Annotated in this window: 17 protein-coding genes and 1 pseudogene; 6 read left to right on the top strand and 12 right to left on the bottom strand. The window is 73.0% G+C overall.

Annotated features, from left to right (window positions below):
* Positions 1-4 precede the first annotated feature (4 nt).
* Positions 5-1,192 (bottom strand): FAD-dependent oxidoreductase, encoded by a 1,188-nt coding sequence (locus IF46_RS0115330; RefSeq protein ID WP_030489015.1) that lies wholly within the window; start codon positions 1,190-1,192, stop codon positions 5-7.
* A gap of 15 nt (positions 1,193-1,207) precedes the next feature.
* Complete coding sequence (lgt, locus tag IF46_RS0115325; RefSeq protein WP_036392207.1) at positions 1,208-2,392, bottom strand: prolipoprotein diacylglyceryl transferase; 1,185 nt, start codon at positions 2,390-2,392, stop codon at positions 1,208-1,210.
* 102 nt (positions 2,393-2,494) lie between these two features.
* Between lgt and IF46_RS0115320 the strand changes: the two genes are divergently transcribed.
* The gene (locus IF46_RS0115320; protein ID WP_030489013.1) at positions 2,495-3,064 is read left to right on the top strand and encodes an NUDIX hydrolase; all 570 of its coding nucleotides are present in this window, start codon (positions 2,495-2,497) and stop codon (positions 3,062-3,064) included.
* 27 nt (positions 3,065-3,091) lie between these two features.
* On the opposite strand, the gene trpA is transcribed toward IF46_RS0115320, so the two are convergent.
* From trpA to trpC, 3 genes are read right to left on the bottom strand one after another with little or no spacing between them, the layout of a single operon-like run.
* Positions 3,092-3,895, bottom strand: a complete 804-nt coding sequence (trpA, locus tag IF46_RS0115315; RefSeq protein WP_030489012.1) for a tryptophan synthase subunit alpha — start codon at positions 3,893-3,895, stop codon at positions 3,092-3,094.
* Position 3,896: 1 nt separating this feature from the next.
* A complete protein-coding gene (gene trpB / locus IF46_RS0115310; RefSeq protein WP_030489011.1) occupies positions 3,897-5,135 on the bottom strand; it encodes a tryptophan synthase subunit beta in 1,239 nt (412 codons plus the stop codon).
* A gap of 38 nt (positions 5,136-5,173) precedes the next feature.
* Positions 5,174-5,977 (bottom strand): indole-3-glycerol phosphate synthase TrpC, encoded by an 804-nt coding sequence (gene trpC / locus IF46_RS0115305; protein WP_030489010.1) that lies wholly within the window; start codon positions 5,975-5,977, stop codon positions 5,174-5,176.
* A gap of 486 nt (positions 5,978-6,463) precedes the next feature.
* On the opposite strand from trpC, the gene IF46_RS0115300 reads away from it, so the two are divergent.
* On the top strand, positions 6,464-6,733 hold the full coding sequence (locus IF46_RS0115300; protein ID WP_030489009.1) for a hypothetical protein: 270 nt from the start codon (positions 6,464-6,466) through the stop codon (positions 6,731-6,733).
* A 24-nt stretch (positions 6,734-6,757) separates the two neighbouring features.
* On the opposite strand, the gene IF46_RS0115295 is transcribed toward IF46_RS0115300, so the two are convergent.
* The 4 genes and pseudogenes from IF46_RS0115295 to IF46_RS35180 all read right to left on the bottom strand — a co-directional run.
* Positions 6,758-7,348 carry a Trp biosynthesis-associated membrane protein gene (locus IF46_RS0115295; protein WP_030489008.1) on the bottom strand — a complete coding sequence of 197 codons (591 nt, stop codon included), beginning with the start codon at positions 7,346-7,348 and terminating at the stop codon, positions 6,758-6,760.
* 55 nt (positions 7,349-7,403) lie between these two features.
* Positions 7,404-8,957 carry an anthranilate synthase component I gene (locus tag IF46_RS0115290; RefSeq protein WP_030489007.1) on the bottom strand — a complete coding sequence of 518 codons (1,554 nt, stop codon included), beginning with the start codon at positions 8,955-8,957 and terminating at the stop codon, positions 7,404-7,406.
* Positions 8,954-9,388, bottom strand: coding sequence for a phosphoribosyl-AMP cyclohydrolase (gene hisI, locus IF46_RS35185; protein WP_030489006.1), 435 nt, complete (start codon positions 9,386-9,388; stop codon positions 8,954-8,956). Before hisI ends, IF46_RS0115290 begins: the two co-directional genes overlap by 4 nt.
* A 255-nt stretch (positions 9,389-9,643) precedes the next feature.
* Positions 9,644-9,919 (bottom strand): annotated as a pseudogene (locus IF46_RS35180) (phosphoribosyl-AMP cyclohydrolase); the annotation flags it as partial.
* Between the two features lie 558 nt (positions 9,920-10,477).
* Here IF46_RS35180 and IF46_RS0115280 point away from each other — a divergent pair.
* The 3 genes from IF46_RS0115280 (at position 10,478) to IF46_RS0115270 (ending at position 12,689) form a co-directional block, all read left to right on the top strand.
* Positions 10,478-11,233: an ABC transporter ATP-binding protein gene (locus IF46_RS0115280; protein WP_030489005.1), complete on the top strand. Its 756-nt coding sequence runs from the start codon at positions 10,478-10,480 to the stop codon at positions 11,231-11,233.
* Positions 11,230-11,985 (top strand): ABC transporter permease, encoded by a 756-nt coding sequence (locus IF46_RS0115275; RefSeq protein ID WP_030489004.1) that lies wholly within the window; start codon positions 11,230-11,232, stop codon positions 11,983-11,985. The genes IF46_RS0115280 and IF46_RS0115275 overlap by 4 nt, the downstream gene beginning before the upstream one ends.
* A 107-nt stretch (positions 11,986-12,092) precedes the next feature.
* Complete coding sequence (locus tag IF46_RS0115270) at positions 12,093-12,689, top strand: TetR family transcriptional regulator (protein WP_030489003.1); 597 nt, start codon at positions 12,093-12,095, stop codon at positions 12,687-12,689.
* Here the strand turns inward: IF46_RS0115270 and IF46_RS0115265 are convergent.
* The 3 genes from IF46_RS0115265 to IF46_RS0115255 all read right to left on the bottom strand — a co-directional run bounded on the left by IF46_RS0115265 (position 12,686) and on the right by IF46_RS0115255 (position 17,236).
* Positions 12,686-13,435: a DUF2470 domain-containing protein gene (locus tag IF46_RS0115265; protein WP_030489002.1), complete on the bottom strand. Its 750-nt coding sequence runs from the start codon at positions 13,433-13,435 to the stop codon at positions 12,686-12,688. The two genes, IF46_RS0115270 and IF46_RS0115265, sit on opposite strands and share 4 nt — an antisense overlap.
* Before the next feature lie 74 nt (positions 13,436-13,509).
* Positions 13,510-15,273 carry an ABC transporter ATP-binding protein gene (locus tag IF46_RS0115260; protein ID WP_030489001.1) on the bottom strand — a complete coding sequence of 588 codons (1,764 nt, stop codon included), beginning with the start codon at positions 15,271-15,273 and terminating at the stop codon, positions 13,510-13,512.
* Positions 15,274-15,352: 79 nt separating this feature from the next.
* Positions 15,353-17,236 carry an ABC transporter ATP-binding protein gene (locus tag IF46_RS0115255; protein WP_030489000.1) on the bottom strand — a complete coding sequence of 628 codons (1,884 nt, stop codon included), beginning with the start codon at positions 17,234-17,236 and terminating at the stop codon, positions 15,353-15,355.
* Between the two features lie 173 nt (positions 17,237-17,409).
* Between IF46_RS0115255 and IF46_RS0115250 the strand changes: the two genes are divergently transcribed.
* Complete coding sequence (locus tag IF46_RS0115250) at positions 17,410-18,039, top strand: TIGR03085 family metal-binding protein (RefSeq protein ID WP_030488999.1); 630 nt, start codon at positions 17,410-17,412, stop codon at positions 18,037-18,039.
* The last annotated feature ends 80 nt before the right edge of the window (positions 18,040-18,119 follow it).

The following is an 18,119-nucleotide window of genomic DNA, read 5'->3' as shown; positions in this document are numbered from 1 at the left end:
GGGGTCAGGTCGGTGGACGCCACTGGGCGGCGGAGGCTGCGGCGCTGGAGAGCAGTCGCGAGTTGATCGTGCCCAGGGCGGCGTCCCGGGCGCGCAGCGCCAACCGGCCCCGGGTCTGGAGCACCGCCGACATCCGCCGGGTCTGCCGGACCACCGTCGCGGCCCGGGGGCGGCGCACCCGGTCGTACGCCTGGACGGCGTCGGGCAGCCGGGCCTCTCGCAGCAGAGAGGCGAGCGTGGCGGCGTCCTCGAACGCCAGGCAGGCGCCCTGCCCGAGGTGCGGAGGCATGGCGTGCGCCGCGTCGCCGAGCAGCACCACTCCGCCGGGCCCGACCGGAAAGCCGTACGCGCGAGGCAGCGGGCGCAGCTCGCGAACCTCCTGCTGGACCAGGTCGGCCGGATCGGTGGCGTCGAGCAGCGCGCCGATCGGGGCGGGCCAGCCCGCGTACCAGCGGCGCAGCAGCGCGAGTTGGGTCTCCGGTGGTTCCGGGCGGGGCGCTCCGGCAGCGGTCGCCACCCAGTAGATGCCGCCCCGGGTGGACCCGCCCGAGGAACCGCGCTCGCCCAGCGACGCGGCCACGAACCGGTAACCCGCGCCGAGGACCTCACCAGCCAACGGCTGGTCGTCGGGGAGTCGAGGTGCCTGGTACCAGGGAATGACGGCCCGCCAGGCAGCGCACCCGGAGCTGACCACGCGGGACTCCGGCGCGAGTTGGCGGCGGATGCCGCTGTCCGTGCCGTCGGCCGCGACCACGAGATCGGCCTCGATGGTGTGCCGTCCGTCGCTGACCCCCGGTCGCTCACCCGGCTCCACGCGGACGTGGCGCACGGTCACTCCGGTACGCAGCTCGACTCGGTCACCGAGGCCAGCGATAAGCGTGTCGTGCAGGTCCTCGCGGTGCACCACCACGGGCATCCGGTCGGCCGGGATGGGCCGGGGCTGCACGAGCCAGTGCCCGTCCGGGCGACGGACCCCGCCGTCGGGCAGCGGGGTGGCGATGGCGGCCAGGCCCGCACCGAGGCCGAGGGCCTGTAGCGCGCGGACGCCGTTGGGCCAGAGCACCACGGCGGTCGGCTCGGGGCGGACCCGTTCGGCCCGTTCCAACAGGGTGACCTGCCAGCCGGAGCGGGCCAGCGCGCCGGCCACCGCGAGGCCACCGACCCCTGCGCCGACCACCACCGCGCTTCGCATCGGTGCCGCCTCCGCTCAGCTGTCCCGGTCGGCGGGACGCGCGCCGGTGGCGTCGGCCCGTTCGGTGCGGGAGGACTGATCATCCGCCGGCTCGTCGTCGTTCGACGCCTGGTCGGCGGGGGCCGCGTCCACGGACGACTCGCCGTCACCCGGCTGGGAGTCGTCGTCGGTGGCCGGCTCCGGCGGTACGACACCGGTCTCCTGCCAGGCGGCGTACTGCTCCTCGCTCACCACCCGGTAGCCCTCCGGCGCGGCAGCCCGCGCGGGAGTCTCACGCTCGGAGAGGTCGACCTGGGACAGGTCGGACGTGGCGGACGGGGTCGGCGTCGCCACCGCGCCGAGCGGGATCAGGTAGTCCTGCGGGCCACGCACCCGGACGAAGTAGATCAACGCGCCGAGGAAGACCAGCGCGGCGGTCCACACGTTGAGGCGCACACCGAGGATGAGGTTGGCTTCGTCGGTGCGCATCAGCTCGATCCAGAACCGGCCGACGGTGTAGCCCATCACGTAGAGCGCGAACGCCCGGCCCCGGCCCAGCTTGAGCCGACGGTCGAGCAGCAGGACCAGCGCCACGACGCCGAGGTTCCACAGCGCCTCGTAGAGGAAGGTCGGCTGGTAGAGACCCGGTTCGAGGATCGGCTGCCCGGCGTCGTCGCGCAGCGCGTGCCCGGGATTGTCCGGGTCCATCCGATGGATCTGCAGGCCCCACGGCAGGGTGGTCCGGCCGCCGAAGAGCTCGTTGTTAAACCAGTTGCCGAGCCGACCGACCGCCTGGGCCAGCGGCAGCCCGGGGGCCAGCGCGTCGGCGATCACGGTCAACGGGATGCCGAGCTGTCGGGCCGCGATCCAGGCACCGATCGCGCCACCGGCGACCGCGCCCCAGATGCCGAGACCGCCCTCCCAGATGGCGAACGCCTTCATCGGGTCCCCACCAGCGCCGAAGTATTTCTCCGGTGAGGTGACCACGTGGTAGATCCGGGCGCCGATGATGCCCGCGGGCACCGCCCAAACGGCGATGTCGAGCACCGTGCCAGGCGCGACGCCGCGCTGCCGCAGCCGGCGCTCCGTTACCCAGCAGGCCAGCACGATGCCGGCGATGATGCAGAGCGCGTACGCCCGGATCGGCACCGGCCCGAGTTGCCAGACCGCGGTGCTGGGACTGGGCAGGGCCGCCTGGGGGGAGAGCGAGGCGAGGGTCACGGGTGCACACGCTACCGCTGCACACCCCCGCTGCGGCACCCCGGGCCACCGCAGCGCGCAAGTCGGTGACTTCTGGTTTGCGCCGCCGTAGGCTCTTTGTCCATGAGCGCGCTCACCTGGGCGGTCGCCGCCGTCGTCACCGACGACACCGGTCGAGTGCTGCTCTGCCAGCAGGGCCGAGGCGCACGCCGTTACGCGCTGCCCGGCGGGCGGCTGCGCCCGGCCGAGAGCCCGGTGCGGGCGGCCCTACGCGACATCCGCGCGGAGACCGGCTGGGAGATCGAGCTGATCGACCTGGTCGGCGTGTACCACCTGACCGGCCCGACGGGGGAGTGCACGGCCGGACGCGTCGGGCCGCCGCCGGACGTACTCGTGCACGTCTTTCGGGCCCGCGCGGCCGGGGTCCGACCCGCCGCCGACCCAGCACCGGGCTGCCGGCTGTCCTGGCACTCCCCCGACGCGCTGCCCGAGGCGGTCACCCCGCTCACCCGGGCCGCCGTCGCCGACGCCACAGCCGGCCGCTCCGGCGTGCTCCGCGACGTCCCCGGGGTGCCCGGCGCCGTGCAGCCGCCGGAGCAACGCGGCGAAGCAGCGACAGTCCCGCCGCCGGCCTGGAGCCGACCGCCCGGTGCCCGTCACGCGATCGAGCCTGATGCCGGCGAGTCATCGTGATGACTCGACCCGAGGGGGTCGGCGCGGTCAGCGGGTGGGGTTGCGGACGCCCTCGGCCAGCTCGGCGCTGAGGGTACGCAGGGCGGCCAGCCCGTCGGCCTCGGTGGGCGCGTCAAGCACGCACCGGACCAGCGCGCTGCCCACGATCACCCCATCGGCGTAGCCGGCGACGGTGCCGGCCTGCGCGCCGGTGCCGACCCCCAGGCCGACACCGATCGGCAGGTCGGTGACCGCGCGGGCCCGGGAAACCAGCGTCGGGGCAGCGTCGGAGGTACGCGCCCGAGCACCGGTCACCCCCATCACGGCGGTCGCGTAGACGAAGCCACGGCAGTGCTGCACCGTCATCGACAGCCGCGCGTCGGTGGACGACGGCGAGACCAGGAACGTGCGGTCCAGCCCGTGCGCGTCCGAGGCGGCCAGCCACTCGTCGGCCTCGTCGGGGATCAGGTCCGGGGTGATCAGGCCGGTGCCGCCGGCGGAGGCGAGGTCACGGGCGAACACGTCCACGCCGTACCGCTCGACCGGGTTCCAGTAGGTCATCGTGACCACCGGAGCGCCGGTGGCCGCCACCGCCTCGATGATGCGCATCGTGTCCGCCGTGCGTACGCCGCCGGCCAGCGCGATGTCACTGGCCCGCTGGATCACCGGCCCGTCCATCACCGGGTCGGAGTAGGGGATCTCCACCTCGATGACGTCGACGCCGGCCTCGACCATGGCGGTCATCGCGGCGATGCTGCCCTCGACGGTGGGGAAACCGGCCGGCATGCAGCCGACCAGCAGTGCCCGTCCGTCGGCGCGGGCCTTGTCGAAGGCCACCCCGATCCGGCTCATCTCACCGCTCCTTGTCGAGGATGCCGAAGTAGTCGCCGGCGGTGTGCACGTCCTTGTCACCCCGGCCGGAGAGGTTGACCACGATGGTGGGCTCCCGGCCCAGCTCCGCGGCGAGCTTCGGGGCCAGCGCGACCGTGCCGGCGAGCGCGTGCGCACTCTCGATCGCCGGGATGATGCCCTCGGTGCGGCAGAGCAGCTCGAACGCGGCCATCGCCTCGTCGTCCGTGACCGGCAGGTAGCTCGCCCGGCCGGTGTCGTGTAGCCACGCGTGCTCAGGCCCGACGCCCGGGTAGTCCAGGCCGGCGGAGATCGAGTGCGACTCCAGGGTCTGCCCGTCGGCGTCCTGGAGCACGAAGGTGCGGGTGCCGTGCAGCACCCCGGTGGACCCGCCGGTGATGCTCGCCGCGTGCCGGCCGGTCGCCAGCCCGTCGCCGCCCGCCTCGAAGCCGTACAACCGCACGGCCTCGTCGCCCACGAACGCGTGGAAGATGCCGAGCGCGTTGGAGCCGCCGCCGACGCAGGCGGTGACGGCGTCCGGCAGCTCACCGGTGAGGTCCAGGCACTGCTGACGCGCCTCGTCACCGATGCCCCGGACGAAGTCGCGCACCATCGCCGGGAACGGGTGCGGGCCCGCGGCGGTGCCGATGAGGTAGTGCGTCTGGTCGACGTTTGCCACCCAGTCCCGCATTGCCTCGTTCATCGCGTCCTTGAGGGTGCGCGAACCATTTGTGACCGGGACGACCGTCGCGCCGAGCATCCGCATCCGGGCCACGTTGAGCGCCTGCCGCTCGGTGTCGACCTGGCCCATGTAGACCACGCACTCCAGGTCGAACAGGGCGGCGGCGGTCGCGGTGGCCACGCCGTGCTGGCCGGCACCGGTCTCCGCGATCACCCGGGTCTTGCCCATCCGCTTGGTGAGCAGTGCCTGGCCGAGCACGTTGCGCACCTTGTGCGCACCCGTGTGGTTGAGGTCCTCACGCTTGAGCAGCACCCGCGCGCCGACCTTGGCGGAGAACCGCCGGGCCTCGTAGAGCAACGACGGCGTGCCGGCGTAGTCGCGCAGCAGCGCGCCGAACTCGGCCCGGAAGGACTCGTCCGCCATCGCCGTACGCCACGCCCCGTCGAGCTCGTCCAGCGCGGCCACCAGGGCCTCGGGAACGAACCGACCGCCGAAGCGGCCGAAGTGGCCGGTGGAGTCGGGCTGCGGGCCGGCCACCGGGGCCAGCGCGTCGGCGCTCATCGGGAATCCTCTCGGTCTGGCGTCAGACCGGCGCGGGGTCAGCGCACCGGCCGGGGCGTTGCCGGGTGGTTACCGGCGTTGACCAACTCGGCGACCGCCTCACGGGGGCTCTTCTGCGTGACCAGGCCCTCGCCCACGAGGACCGCGTCCGCGCCCGCGGAGGCGTACCGGATCAGGTCGTGCGGGCCACGAACGCCGGATTCGGCGATCTTGACGACGCTGCTGGGCAGGCCGGGCGCGATCCGCTCGAACACCGACCGGTCGACCTCCAGGGTACGCAGGTCACGGGCGTTGACCCCGATCACCTGCGCGCCGGCCTCCAGCGCGCGGTCGGCCTCTTCCTCGTCGTGCACCTCGACCAGAGCGGTCATGCCCAGCGACTCGATCCGCTCCAGCAGGCCCATCAGGACGTTCTGTTCCAGTGCGGCGACGATCAGCAGGACCAGGTCGGCGCCGTGCGCGCGCGCCTCGTGGATCTGGTAGCTGGAGACCACGAAGTCCTTGCGCAGCACCGGCACGGTGACCGCGGCACGGACCGCCGCCAGGTCGTCCAGCGAACCGCCGAACCAGCGCCCCTCGGTCAGCACGCTGATCGCCCGCGCCCCACCGGCCGCGTAGTCGACGGCGAGGTCGGCCGGATCGGCGATCTCGGCCAACCGGCCCTTCGACGGCGACGAGCGCTTCACCTCGGCGATCACGGCCACGCCGGGCTTGCGCAGCGCCGCGTACGCGTCCAAGGGCGGCGGCGCAGCCGCTGCCAGTTCCCGGATCCGCTCCAGCGGAACCAGTTCCTGGCGTCGGGCGACGTCCTCACGTACGCCAGCCAGAATCTCGTCGAGCACGCTTACGGACGTTGCCTGGCCGGCCTCGTCCCCCTCCGCGTGCGCATGCTCAGCAGTCACGAACGGACTCCCCTCTCCGGGCGTCATGGGCCGATGCTAGGGGCAGCCGACCGGCGTCGATTGCCGGGGGTATGGCGCTGCTCACCAAAAGGGCTGCGGCATAATGGCCGACTTGCCGTGAACGGGTTGTCACGCAGCGCCACCTCCCGCATCGACCACCGTCACGCAGCAGAGCGCCTGACGGCCCCGGTCGGACCGGGGCGATCCATCGATCATGCCACCAGTTCACCGTCCGCGCCTGACGGCAACGACACCGATCAATGTTGTGAGCAAGCTCAAGGCCGAACGGACGGGTCCTGGTCACAGCCGAGGCGGGACAGTTGACCGGGCGGTCACCGCGGCGAAACGTCAGCCGGCCAGCATCGTCCTCAGGCAGACTCGATGGCGCGCCTGCCCGACCGCCGCAACTCCTCGTGCGAGGTGACCATGAGCAATTCCGAGCCGTACCCGACCATCGGCCTGACCACCATCTCGCGGACAGTGGCGTCGCTAGCCGTCGGGGTGGTGCACACCGTGGAACGGGCAGTAGTGGGCGAAGGCCGGATGCGGACCGCACGGGGCAACGCCTGGGAGGCGGTCTGCGCCGACCGGGCCCGCGCCGACCAGCGCGCCGAGCTGAACCGCCTCGTCGCCGAGTTGACCGCCGCCCGCGCCGCCAGCCACCGCGCCCAGCGGGAACGCCAGCCGGTCGGCTGACCCCCGCTGGCCCCGACCGTCGGGTCAGTCGGCCGTCGGGTCCTCGCCCCGGTCCAGCGCGTCCCACGCCTCGGTGGTCCGCCGCCCCGCCAACGGCGTCGACGGTCCCGCCGGGTCGCCCTGCCCAGACGCGGCCGCCGGGGCGGTACGCGCCGGACGTTCGTACCGTGCGCCCATGGCCGGCCACGCACCGCCGCGCACCGCCGTCCACCAGCCGCCCGCAGCGGCCAGCAGACCACCGAGCAGGCAGAGCGTCGGCCACTGCCGACTCACCACGCCGCCCACGTCAGCGACCAGCCCATACCCGCCGCCGGCGGCCACGGCCAGACCGAGCGCGCCGAGCAGCACGCCGAGCGCCCGCCGCAGTCGGCCCCGGGTAGCCAACACCGCACCACCACCGGCCAAGGTCACCAGGGCCAACGCCGGCAGCCAGGGCAACAGGCTCGCACCGCTGCGGGCGTCGCGCACCGGCGGCAGCGGCGCCGGACGTAGCGTCAGCTCGACCGACCAACTGCGCGTCGCAGCCCACAGCGCCAGGCCCGCGCCGGCCAGACAGAGCACCACGGCGTACGCCAACGCGCGCCGGCCCACGACGGACCGCTCCCCGCCCCTCACTGAGCCGGCCTTTCGTTCGCGACTGCGGGGCTCCGCTTCGCTGCACTCCTCGCGCTCACCGAGCTGGCCGGAGTGTTTCGGCGGCCGCGATCGCGGCCAGCACGGCCGCGGCCTTGTTCCGCGTCTCCTGGTCCTCGGCAGCCGGGTCCGAGTCGGCGACCACCCCCGCACCGGCCTGCACGTAGGCGCGGCCGTCGCGGATGAGCGCGGTCCGGATGGCGATCGCCATGTCCAGGTCGCCGCCGAAGCCGAAGTAGCCGACCGTGCCGCCGTAGAGGCCACGCCGGACCGGCTCCAACTCCTCGATGATCTCCATGGCGCGTACCTTGGGTGCCCCGGAGAGCGTGCCGGCCGGGAAGGTCGCGGCGAGCGCGTCGAAGGCGGACTGGTCGTCACGCAGCGTGCCGGTGACGGTGGAGACGATGTGCATGACGTGGCTGTACCGCTCGATGGTGGCGAACTCGGGCACCTCCACGCTGCCGGGCTGACAGACCCGACCCAGGTCGTTGCGGCCGAGGTCGACGAGCATCACGTGCTCGGCCCGTTCCTTCGGGTCGGCGAGCAGCTCGGCGGCGAGCGCGGCGTCGGCGGCCGGGGTGCCGCCCCGCGGGCGGGTGCCGGCGATCGGGTGCAGCAACGCCCGACGCCGCCCGTCCGTGGCCCCGGTGACCTTGAGGTGCGCCTCCGGGGACGAGCCGACGATGTCGAACCCGTCGAAGCGCAGCAGGTACATGTACGGGCTGGGGTTGCTGGTGCGCAGCACCCGGTAGACGTCCAGCGGGTCGGCGTGGGTGGACCGCTCGAAGCGCTGGGAGAGCACGATCTGGAAGCACTCGCCGGCCCGGATCGCCTCCTTGGCCGCCTCCACCGCCTTCGGGTAACCGCCGTCGGGCGTACGGCAGAGCACCTCACCGGCCGGCGGACGCTCGACGGTGGAGATCATCGGCGGGATGGGCCGGGACAGCGCCGTGGTCATCGCGTCCAACCGGCCCACCGCCTGGTGGTAGGCGGCGGCGACCTGCGAGGCCCGGTCCGGGGCGTCCAACGGCGGCAGCACCGCGTTGGCGACCAGGATCGCCGAGCCGTCGTAGTGGTCCAGCACCACCAGGTCGGTGGCGAGCATCATGCCCAACTCCGGGACGCCCAGGTCGTCCTCGGTCAGCTCGGGCAACCGCTCGAAGCGCCGGATCAGGTCGTAGCCGAGGTAGCCGACCATGCCCCCGGTCAGCGGTGGCAGGCCGTCGGACGGGTCCCCGACCGGGCCGGCCAGCGCCGCCACCGTCTCCCGCAGCATCCGCACCGGGTCACCCTCGGTGGGCAACCCGGCCGGCGGTTGGCCGAGCCAGGTAGCCACGCCGTCGCGTTCGATGAGGGTGGCGCTGCTGCGTACGCCGATGAACGAATACCGCGACCAGGCCATACCGGCCGAGCCGACGCCCTGCTCGGCCGATTCCAACAGGAACGTGCCCGGCCCACCGGCCAGCTTCCGGTAGACCCCGACCGGGGTCTCCGCGTCGGCCAGCAGCCGTCGGGTGACCGGCACGACCCGCCAGGCGGCCGCCAGCTCGGTGAAGGTGGCCAGGTCGGGGCTGAGGGTGCCGTCGGTCATGAGTGTGCCTCCGTCCCCGTGACAGGCAGCTCGGTGAAGAAGCAGGTCCGGTGGCCGGTGTGGCAGGCGGCGCCGACCTGGTCCACGCTCACCAGCAGCGCGTCCCCGTCGCAGTCCAGGGCGACCGACCGGACGTACTGGTGGTGCCCGGAGGTGGCGCCCTTGACCCAGTATTCGCGCCGGCTGCGTGACCAGTAGGTGGCCCGGCCAGTGGTGAGGGTGCGGTGCAACGCCTCGTCGTCCATCCAGGCGACCATCAGCACCTCACCGGAGTCGTGCGCCCGGACCACGGCGGCGACCAGACCGTCGGCGGTGCGGCGCAGCCGGGCCGCGATGGCCGGGTCGAGCCGGGACGGGCGGGCCGGCACGGGCGTGGTCAGCTCGTTCGAATCACTGGGGACGCCGGTGACCGGCGGGTCAGGTACGGGCACAGTCACCAATTCTCCCGCACGCGGCGCGGGTACCGCCGACCGCTCCCACCGGGGCTGCGGCGAAGGCCCCGAGAGCTTCGGCGGTGTCGACGGCCCGGCCGGTCGGGCCAGTTGGGCGACGTAGCGATCCAGCCGGCCGTCGACCAGGGCGGCGGCCAGGTCCGCGCCGGCCGATTCGGCGATCTCCTCGGCGTACGGCCGGATCAACGGCAGGGTGCCGGCGACCAGCCGTACGGCGGCTGCCCAGAGCTGCCCGGTGGCGCCCGGACGCAGCCCGAGGCAGAGCAGCATGTCCGTCCGGTAGCCGGGTGGGGCCACCGGGAGTTCCAGTGCTGCCGCGAAGGCCGCCCGGCGGGAGTAGACCCGCACGGACGGGTTGGCGGGGCGCAGCACCGACGGGCAGAGCCGCGCGAGATCGGCCGCGGCGAGCCGGACCCCGAGACGATCGTTGGCCGCGCGGGCGGCGGCAGCCTTACCGAGCGTGGCGATCAGCTCTTCGAGTCGGGGTGGCTCGGCGGGCTGGCAGAGCACCGGCAAATCGATCCGGGGCCGCCAGTGCGGGTCGGCCCAGAGCAGCCGCGCCGGCGCGGTGACCGGCAGCCCGAACGCCCAGTCGGCCGGTTCGCCGAGTCGATGCACCCAGGACCGGACGTCGCGGGCGGCCACCGAGACGTGGGTGACCTGGCCCGCGGACTCAGCCAGGTACGCCCGCCGGGCCGCGTACGGGGCGCCGCCGACCAACACATCGAGGTCGACGTCGCTGTGTGCGGTGGCGGCGCGGCGGGCGTGGCTGCCGCGCAACAGGATGCCGACGACCGGCCGCTCGGCGGCCTGCCGCAATCGCGCGGCCCAATCCTCAAGAAAACCGCTGTCCGGTAACGGAGCGTGACCCACTGCGCAATCGTGCCGCACGTCCGATCGGTACGCAATGCCCGTTGGCGGACTTCGTGTCCGGTCCGGAGCCTACTGCCCGTTCTTGCGCTCCGCGCGACGGTCGACATTCGAGGCCGCCGGCGGCCTGGTTGCGCGCGGATCAGTATTTCATCTAGCGTTGAGTTCAACAGATGATGAGTTTATTGGAGGTGCGTGATGGACGATGCGATAGCCGTCCGCGACCTGGTCGTCGACCGGGGTGGGCGGCGGGTGCTGGACGGCATCAGCTGCCGCGTCCCGCGCGGCGCCGTCACCGGGCTGCTCGGCCCCAGCGGCAGCGGGAAGACCACGTTCATGCGCGCGGTGGTCGGGGTGCAGCTGGTCAGTGGCGGGACGGTCACCGTGCTCGGCCAACCGGCGGGCACCCCCGCGCTGAGGCACCGGGTGGGCTACCTGACCCAGGCACCGAGCGTCTACGCCGACCTGACCGTCCGGGAGAACGCCCGCTACTTCGCGGCCCTCTACGGACGCGGGCGCGGCGAGGCCGACCGGGCGGTCCGCGACGTCGGGCTCGCCGAGGCTGCTGGCCAACTGGTCGCCACCCTCTCCGGAGGTCAACGCAGCCGCGCCTCCCTGGCCTGCGCCCTGGTCGGCGAGCCGGAGCTGGTGATCCTCGACGAGCCGACCGTCGGGCAGGACCCGGTGCTGCGAGCCGATTTGTGGGCCCGGTTCCACGCGATGGCCGCCGCCGGCACCACCCTGCTGGTGTCCAGCCACGTCATGGACGAGGCGGCGCGCTGCGACCAACTGCTGCTGATCCGCCAGGGGCGGTTGATCGCCGACGACAGCCCGGCCGCGATCCGCGCCGCCGCCGGCGTGGACGACCTCGACGAGGCGTTCCTGCGCCTCATCCGGGCCGGTGAGGCCACCTCCACCAGCACCGACGCGACCGCCGCCCGGGAGTCAGCATGAATCCGCGAATCCTCGCCGCCACCACCGGCCGCATCCTGCGGCAGCTCCGGCATGACCGGCGGACCATCGCGCTGCTCGTGGTGGTGCCGGCCGTCCTGCTCACCCTGGTCTACTTCATGTACGCCGACCAGCCGACCCCACCCGGTCAGCCCACGGCGTTCGACCGGATCGCGCTGGTGATGCTCGGCATCTTCCCGTTCGTGATCATGTTTCTGGTGACCAGCATCGCCATGCTGCGAGAACGCACCTCCGGCACGTTGGAGCGGCTGCTCACCACACCGCTGGGCAAGCTCGACCTGCTCTTCGGCTACGGCATCGCGTTCGGGCTGGCCGCCGCCGCACAGGCCGCCGTCGCCGCCGCCGTGGCGTACTGGATCTTCGATCTGGACACCGCCGGCAGCATCGGGTTGGTGATCGGAATCGCCGTGCTCGACGCGGTGCTCGGCGTCGCCCTCGGGCTGCTGTGCAGTGCCTTCGCGCGCACCGAATTCCAGGCAGTACAGTTCCTGCCAGTCGTGGTGATCCCCCAACTGCTGCTCTGCGGGCTGTTCGTGGCCCGCGACCAGATGGCCGGCTGGCTCCAGGCGCTCAGTGACGCCTTCCCCCTGTCGTACGCCATCGAGGCGTTGCAGGAGGTCGGCGCCCATGCCGAGCCGACCGGCCGGATGTGGCGGGACGTGGCGGTGGTGTTCGGCGCGGTGGTGCTGGCGCTGGTGCTCGCGGCGGCCACCCTGCGCCGACGCAGCGGCTGACGGCGGGGGCCGGGGGCAGCAGCGGCCAGCGTGGCGGCTGACCCCGGCCACGTCGTGGGCCGAGCCCGGCCCACGACGTGGCCCAGGTGGACGAACGAAGGACGGCGATGACGCGGCGGACCGGCCGGCGACCCGGCAAACCGGGCACCCGGGAGGCGATTCTCGACGCGGCGCGCTCGGCGTTCGCCGAGCGCGGCTTCGACGCCGCCTCGATCCGGGCCATCGCCGGCACGGCGGAGGTCGACCCGGCGCTGGTGCACCACTACTTCGGCAGCAAGGACCAGCTCTTCCTGGCCGCGATGAACTTCCCCGTCGACCCCGGTCAGCTGGTGCCGAAGGTGCTCGCCGGTGACCGGGACGCCGTCGGCGAGCGCATGGTGCGCACCTTCCTCGGCATCTGGGACTCCCCGGCTGGCAGCGCCGGGGTGGCGTTGCTGCGCTCGGCGGTGAGCAACGAGTGGACCGCGCGGTTGCTGCGCGAGTTCATCACCACGCAGGTGCTGCGCCGGGTGCTGGAAAACCTCGACGTCGACCCGGCCGAGCTACCGCTGCGGGGGTCCCTGGTGGCCACCCAGATGATCGGCCTGGCCCTGATGCGGCATGTGGTGCGCCTTGAGCCGGTCGCCTCCGCCGACCTGGAAACCCTGGTCGCCACGGTTGGCCCCACCATCCAGCGTTACCTCACCGGTCCACTGCCGAGCTAGCGCGGCGGGCGGGCGTCGGCCGGGAGTCGTAGCGGTGGCAGCAGTTGCGGCAGCTCGGCCGGATCGGCCACCGGGCCTGGGAACGCCAGCCGGATCCGACGTCGGGCACCGGGTTGGCCGACGGCGACCACCAGCCCGTAGCGGTCGATGCGCACCACCCGGGGCGGCCCGTCCGGGGTCTGCTCGGTCAACCCGAGCTGCCGGCGCAAATAGTCGGTGACCTGGGCGCCGTGGCGTTCGGCGAGGTCGGCGAGGAGGCGGGCCTCGACCGGGTGCACCGGGTCCGGCTCGGCCTCGGCGTACTCCACCGGGTCGACCCGGTGCACGACGCCGGCCCGCTCCCAGCGGACCTCGACCACCTCGAAGCGGAACAGCCGGAACCGGGTACCCAGGTCGAGCAGGTCACCGGTCGGCTCCACCGCGGCGAAGTCGACCGCCGCGCGGCGGACCTCGTCGCCGCGCAACTCGGCCGCCCAGCCCGACACCCAGGCACGACCCAGGCCGGGCGCTCCAGCGGCGGGCGGCAGGTCGAGCACGTCGAGGACCACCGCGACGTCGCTGCCCCCGGCGGTCGGCTGCAGGGCGGCGGCCAGGTGGCTGGCCACCGGCACCAGCAGCAGCACCCGCCCGTCCGAGTCGGTGACGTGCCGGGCGTGGTGCGGGCCCGGCCGGTGGGCCAGGTGGACGAGGCCGGGCAGGCGGCCGGCGACGAGGGTACGAACGATCTCGGCGGGGTTGGGCCGCATGGGTGCGACCTCCTTCAAAGGTTAGGCTTACCTAACCCGGAGCCTAGAGCACCCACCCGTCGACGTCCACCAACTCACCGGGTCTGCTCCAGCCAGGAGGCGTAGAGCAGGCCATAGACCGAATCGGCGTCGCGGACCAGCTCGTCGTGCGGGCCGCGCTGCACCACTCGGCCCCGGTCCACCACGATCACCTCGTCGGCGGCCTGCGCCGTGGAGAGTCGGTGCGCGATCGCGAGGGTGGTCCGACCTCTGGTGACCGCGTCCAACGTGCGTTGCAACCGCACCTCGGTCGCCGGGTCCACCGCGCTTGTCGCCTCGTCGAGCACCAGCAGGTCCGGGTCGGCCACGTACGCGCGGGCCAACGCGACAAGCTGCCGCTCCCCGACGCTGAGCGCCTCGCCACGCTCCCCGACCGGCGTGTCCAGGCCCGCCGGCAGACCCTCCAGCCAGTCCGACAGGCCCAGCTCGGTGAAGGCGACGCTGAGCTGCTCGTCGGTCAGCTCCGGCCGGGCGAACCGGACGTTGTCCCCCACCGTCGCGTCGAAGAGGAACCCGTCCTGCGGCACCATCACCACGCGGGAGCGCAGCGAGTCGAATCGGACGTCCGTGAGCGGCACCCCGGACAGCAGCACCGCCCCGGCCGACGGGTCCATCAGACGGGTCAGCAACTTGGCGAACGTGGTCTTGCCGCTGCCGGTCTCACCGACCACCGCCACCCGACTCTTCGCCGGAATCTCCAGGTCGATGTCGTGCAGCACCGGCGGACCACCCGGGTAGGCGAACCGCACACCGGCGAACCGGATGTCCAGCGGCCCACCCGGCAGCTGCCGCCCCTGCTCCCCCGGGTCGGCCACGTCCGGGGCGACGTCCAGCACGTCCAGCACCCGACGCCAGCCGGCGATCGCGTTCTGCGCCTCGTTGAGCACCTCGGTGGCGATCTGCACCGGCTGGATGAAGAGCGTCACCAGGAAGAGGAACGCGGTCAGCTGGCCGATCGACAGCGTGCCGTCCACCCCCAGCACCACCCCGAGCACCACCACGCCAGCCAGCGCCAACCCCGCCGCCAACTCCCCGACCGAGCTGCCCACGATGCTGATCCGGATCGCCCGCTGCTGCGCCAGACGCTGCCCGTCGATCGCCTCGTCCAACCGCCGCTCGGTACGCCCCGCGATCCCGTACGCCCGGATCACCGGCGCGCCCACCACGCTCTCGCCGATCGCGCCGAGCAGCGCCCCGGTGCGTTGACGCACCGTCGCGTACGCCGACCCGAGGCGGCGTTGCAACCGCCGGATGACGAACACCGCCGGCAGGAACGCGGCCAACACCACGAGGGTCAACTGCCAGGAGTACGCCAGCATGACGGCGGTGGTGACCACCAGCTGACCCAGGTTGACCAGCAGGATCACCCCGCCCCACTGGAGGAACTGGGTGATCTGGTCGACGTCGCTGGTCACCCGCGAGACCAGCGAACCCCGCCGCTCCGACTGCTGGTGCAACATCGACAGGTCGTGCACGTGTCGGAACGCCCGGGTCCGGACGTTCGCCAGCGCCGTCTCGCTGACCGTGAACAGCCGGCGCATCATCAGGTACCCGCAGACCGTGGTGATCGCCAGGATCGCCGCGGTGATCGCCACCACCGACCAGACCACGTTCAGGTTCAGACCGCCGACGATGCCCCGGTCGATGCCCTGCTGCACGGCGACCGGCACGGCGACCCGACCGACCATGTAGACCAACGCCAGAGCCAACGTGCCGGCCAGACCGGTCCGTAGCTCCGGCGAGAGCGCCAGCCCCCGACGCAGCGTCTGCCAGGTCGTCTCCTCCCGCGTCTCGGGCATCTCACCTTTTACCGTCACGCTCACCGGGCTGGCCTTTCGTTCGCGACTGCGGGGCTCCGCTTCGCTGCACTCCTCGCGCTCACCGGTCCACCTCGATTTCCAGGCCCGACGGCAGCGGCGCCACCTCGTCGCCGTACGAACTCTCCTGCGCACGCTCGACCTCGGCCTGCTCGTAGGCGGTGACCAGGTCGACGTAGCCGGGCACGGTGGCCAACAGCTCGCTGTGGGTACCCCGGGCGACCACCCGTCCCTGCTCCACGTAGATGACCTCGTCGGCGAGCGCGATGGTGGCCCGGCGGTACGCCACCACCAGGATGGACGCGGCCGGCACCCCCGCCTCGGCCGTCGACGACCGCAACCCCGCCAGGATGGCCGCCTCGACTCGAGGATCGACCGCGCTTGTCGCGTCGTCGAGCACCAGCAGGCGCGGCCGACCGGCCAACGCGCGGGCCAGGGTGAGCCGCTGCCGCTGACCGCCGGAGAGCGAGGTGCCGCGCTCGCCGACCATGGTGTCCAGACCGTCGGGCAGCGCGGCGACGAACCCGTCTGCCTCGGCCAGCCGCAGTGCCGCCCAGACCACCTCGTCGTCGACGCCCGGCCGGTCGAGGGCGATGTTGGCGCGGACCGTGTCATCGAAGATGAACGGCACCTGGGCAACCAGGGCCACCGTGCCGGCCAGCGACGCGGAGGTCAGCTCGCGCACGTCCACCCCGTCCAGGCACACCGCGCCGGAGTCCGGGTCGACCAGGCGCACCGCCAACGAGGCGATTGTGGACTTGCCGGCGCCGGTGGGCCCGACCAGGGCGACCGTCCGACCGGACGGCACCGTGAAGCCGACCTCGCCGAGGACCTGCGCGCCGGGCGGGTGCGCCTCCGCCGGTGGGTAGGAGTAGTGCACGTCGCTGAAGGTGAGGGTGGCCGGGCCGGAGCTGGCCGAATCGAGCACGCGCTGCCCGTACGGCATCTCGCCGGTGGCGTCGAGCACCCGGCGCACCCGGTCCCAGCCGGCGACGCTGCGCGGCAGTTCGGCCAGGACCCAACCGATGGCCCGCACCGGAAAGGCCAGCACGGTGAAGAGGAAGGCCACGCTGACCAGCTCGGTCACGCTGATCGCGCCCTGACGCAGCCGGAACGCCCCGACCACCAGCACGGCGAGGGTGCCGAGGCTGGGCAACGTCTCCAGCAGTGGGTCGAAGACGCCGCGCAGCCGACCGACCGCGATCAACGAGTCGCGCAGCTCACCGGCGCGGCCGGCGAACCGGGCGGTCTCCTGGGCCTCCCGGCCCATCGTCTTGACCACCAGGGCGCCGTCGAAGCTCTCGTGGGCGATCCCGCTGACCTCGGCGCGCAGGCGCTGCGCCCGGGCCTGGCGGGGGGCCATCCGGCGGGAGTAGACGACGTTGAGCGCGAACAGCGCGGGGAAGACCGCAAGGCCGACCAGTGCGAGCGCCCAATCGGTGGCGAAGAGCGACACGATCGCGCCGACCAGCATCACCAGCGTGCCGACGGCGAACGGCAGCGGCGCGATCGGGTACCAGGCCGCCTCCACGTCGGAGTTGGCGTTGGACAGCAGGGTGCCGGTGGAGTTGCGGTGGTGCCAGGACAGCGGCAGTTCCAGGTACCGACGGGTGACCCGGCGGCGGTAGGAGGCCTGGAGGCGGTACTGCATGTAGCCGGCGCCGAGCCGGCGGCCGAAGATGCCCGCCACCCGCAGCACGCTGATCCCGAACAACGCGGCCGCGGCCAGCGCCAGGGTGCCGGAACCCACCTCGCCGCGCTCGATGGACGGGAGCGCCACCTCGCCGATGACCGACCCGACGACCCGGGCGCTGACAATGATCATCCCGCCGAAGAGCACGCTGCCGACGACCGCCACCGCGAAGATCCGCGGCTGCTCGCGGATCGCCTGCCGCAGGACCCCCAGCCCTCGACTGAGAACGTCCCGACTTGTCTTGCTCGCCACGCTCTCCCCCGCCGTAAGCCGCAATTATCTCCCTCATCCTTACCGGTCCGGGCCAGTGCCGCCGACCCCGACCGGATATGTCAACCGTCACGTACCGGACGGCGGTGCGCGACAGACGCCGACCCGGCGTCCGCCGTCGCGCGCCGACGGGCCGCCGGGCCTACGATCGGGCCATGCCGCGGTACGCCCGAGCCGAGCGCGAGGCGCTGGCCGATCTCCTCCTGGCCCTCGGGCCGACCGCCCCGACGATCAACGAGGGCTGGGCGACCCGCGACCTCGCCGCGCATCTGGTGCTGCGGGAGCGCCGTCCGGACGCGGCGGGTGGGATCGTGCTGCCGCCGCTGCGCGGCTACGCCGAGCGGGTCCGTCAGCGACTCGCGGCGCGGCCCTACGCCGAGCTGGTGGCGCAGGTGCGGCGACCGCCGCTGTGGAGCCCGGTCAGCAACCCGGTGACCGACGAGCTGGCCAACACGATGGAGTTCTTCATCCATCACGAGGACGTCCGACGGGCCAGCTCCGGGTGGCAGCCCCGCGATCTGCCCACCGGCCTGCAGAGCGCGCTCTGGAAACGCGCGGCCCCGATGGCCCGGCTGGCACTGCGCCGCTTTCCGGCGGACCTCTACGTGCAGGCCCCCGGCCACGGTGAGGTCTCCGTCGGTCGCGGCGGCGAGCCGCTGCGGGTGGTCGGCGCCCCGGCCGAGCTGGTGCTCTTCTTCTCCGGCCGGCAACGGGTGGCCCGGGTCCAACTGAATGGTTCGGCCGAGGCCGCTCGGCGACTGCGCGTTGCCCACCTGGGCATGTGACTCTGTGTTCATAAGCGGTCACGTAAGGGTTGTGGATTTTCCCACACCCAGCGAAGCACGCTGATACCTCCTCCCGTACG

Source organism: Micromonospora chokoriensis (assembly GCF_000718555.1).
Taxonomy (GTDB): domain Bacteria; phylum Actinomycetota; class Actinomycetes; order Mycobacteriales; family Micromonosporaceae; genus Micromonospora; species Micromonospora chokoriensis_B.
This window is presented reverse-complemented; position numbering and strand designations above follow the sequence as displayed.

Coding starts and splice junctions, on each gene's coding strand:
- IF46_RS0115330 (WP_030489015.1), bottom strand. CDS start 1,192: ATGCGAAGCGCGGTGGTGGTCGGCGCAGGGGTCGGTGGCCTCGCGGTG.
- IF46_RS0115320 (WP_030489013.1), top strand. CDS start 2,495: ATGAGCGCGCTCACCTGGGCGGTCGCCGCCGTCGTCACCGACGACACC.
- trpA (WP_030489012.1), bottom strand. CDS start 3,895: ATGAGCCGGATCGGGGTGGCCTTCGACAAGGCCCGCGCCGACGGACGG.
- trpB (WP_030489011.1), bottom strand. CDS start 5,135: ATGAGCGCCGACGCGCTGGCCCCGGTGGCCGGCCCGCAGCCCGACTCC.
- IF46_RS0115300 (WP_030489009.1), top strand. CDS start 6,464: ATGAGCAATTCCGAGCCGTACCCGACCATCGGCCTGACCACCATCTCG.
- IF46_RS0115290 (WP_030489007.1), bottom strand. CDS start 8,957: ATGACCGACGGCACCCTCAGCCCCGACCTGGCCACCTTCACCGAGCTG.
- IF46_RS0115280 (WP_030489005.1), top strand. CDS start 10,478: ATGGACGATGCGATAGCCGTCCGCGACCTGGTCGTCGACCGGGGTGGG.
- IF46_RS0115275 (WP_030489004.1), top strand. CDS start 11,230: ATGAATCCGCGAATCCTCGCCGCCACCACCGGCCGCATCCTGCGGCAG.
- IF46_RS0115270 (WP_030489003.1), top strand. CDS start 12,093: ATGACGCGGCGGACCGGCCGGCGACCCGGCAAACCGGGCACCCGGGAG.
- IF46_RS0115265 (WP_030489002.1), bottom strand. CDS start 13,435: ATGCGGCCCAACCCCGCCGAGATCGTTCGTACCCTCGTCGCCGGCCGC.
- IF46_RS0115260 (WP_030489001.1), bottom strand. CDS start 15,273: ATGCCCGAGACGCGGGAGGAGACGACCTGGCAGACGCTGCGTCGGGGG.
- IF46_RS0115250 (WP_030488999.1), top strand. CDS start 17,410: ATGCCGCGGTACGCCCGAGCCGAGCGCGAGGCGCTGGCCGATCTCCTC.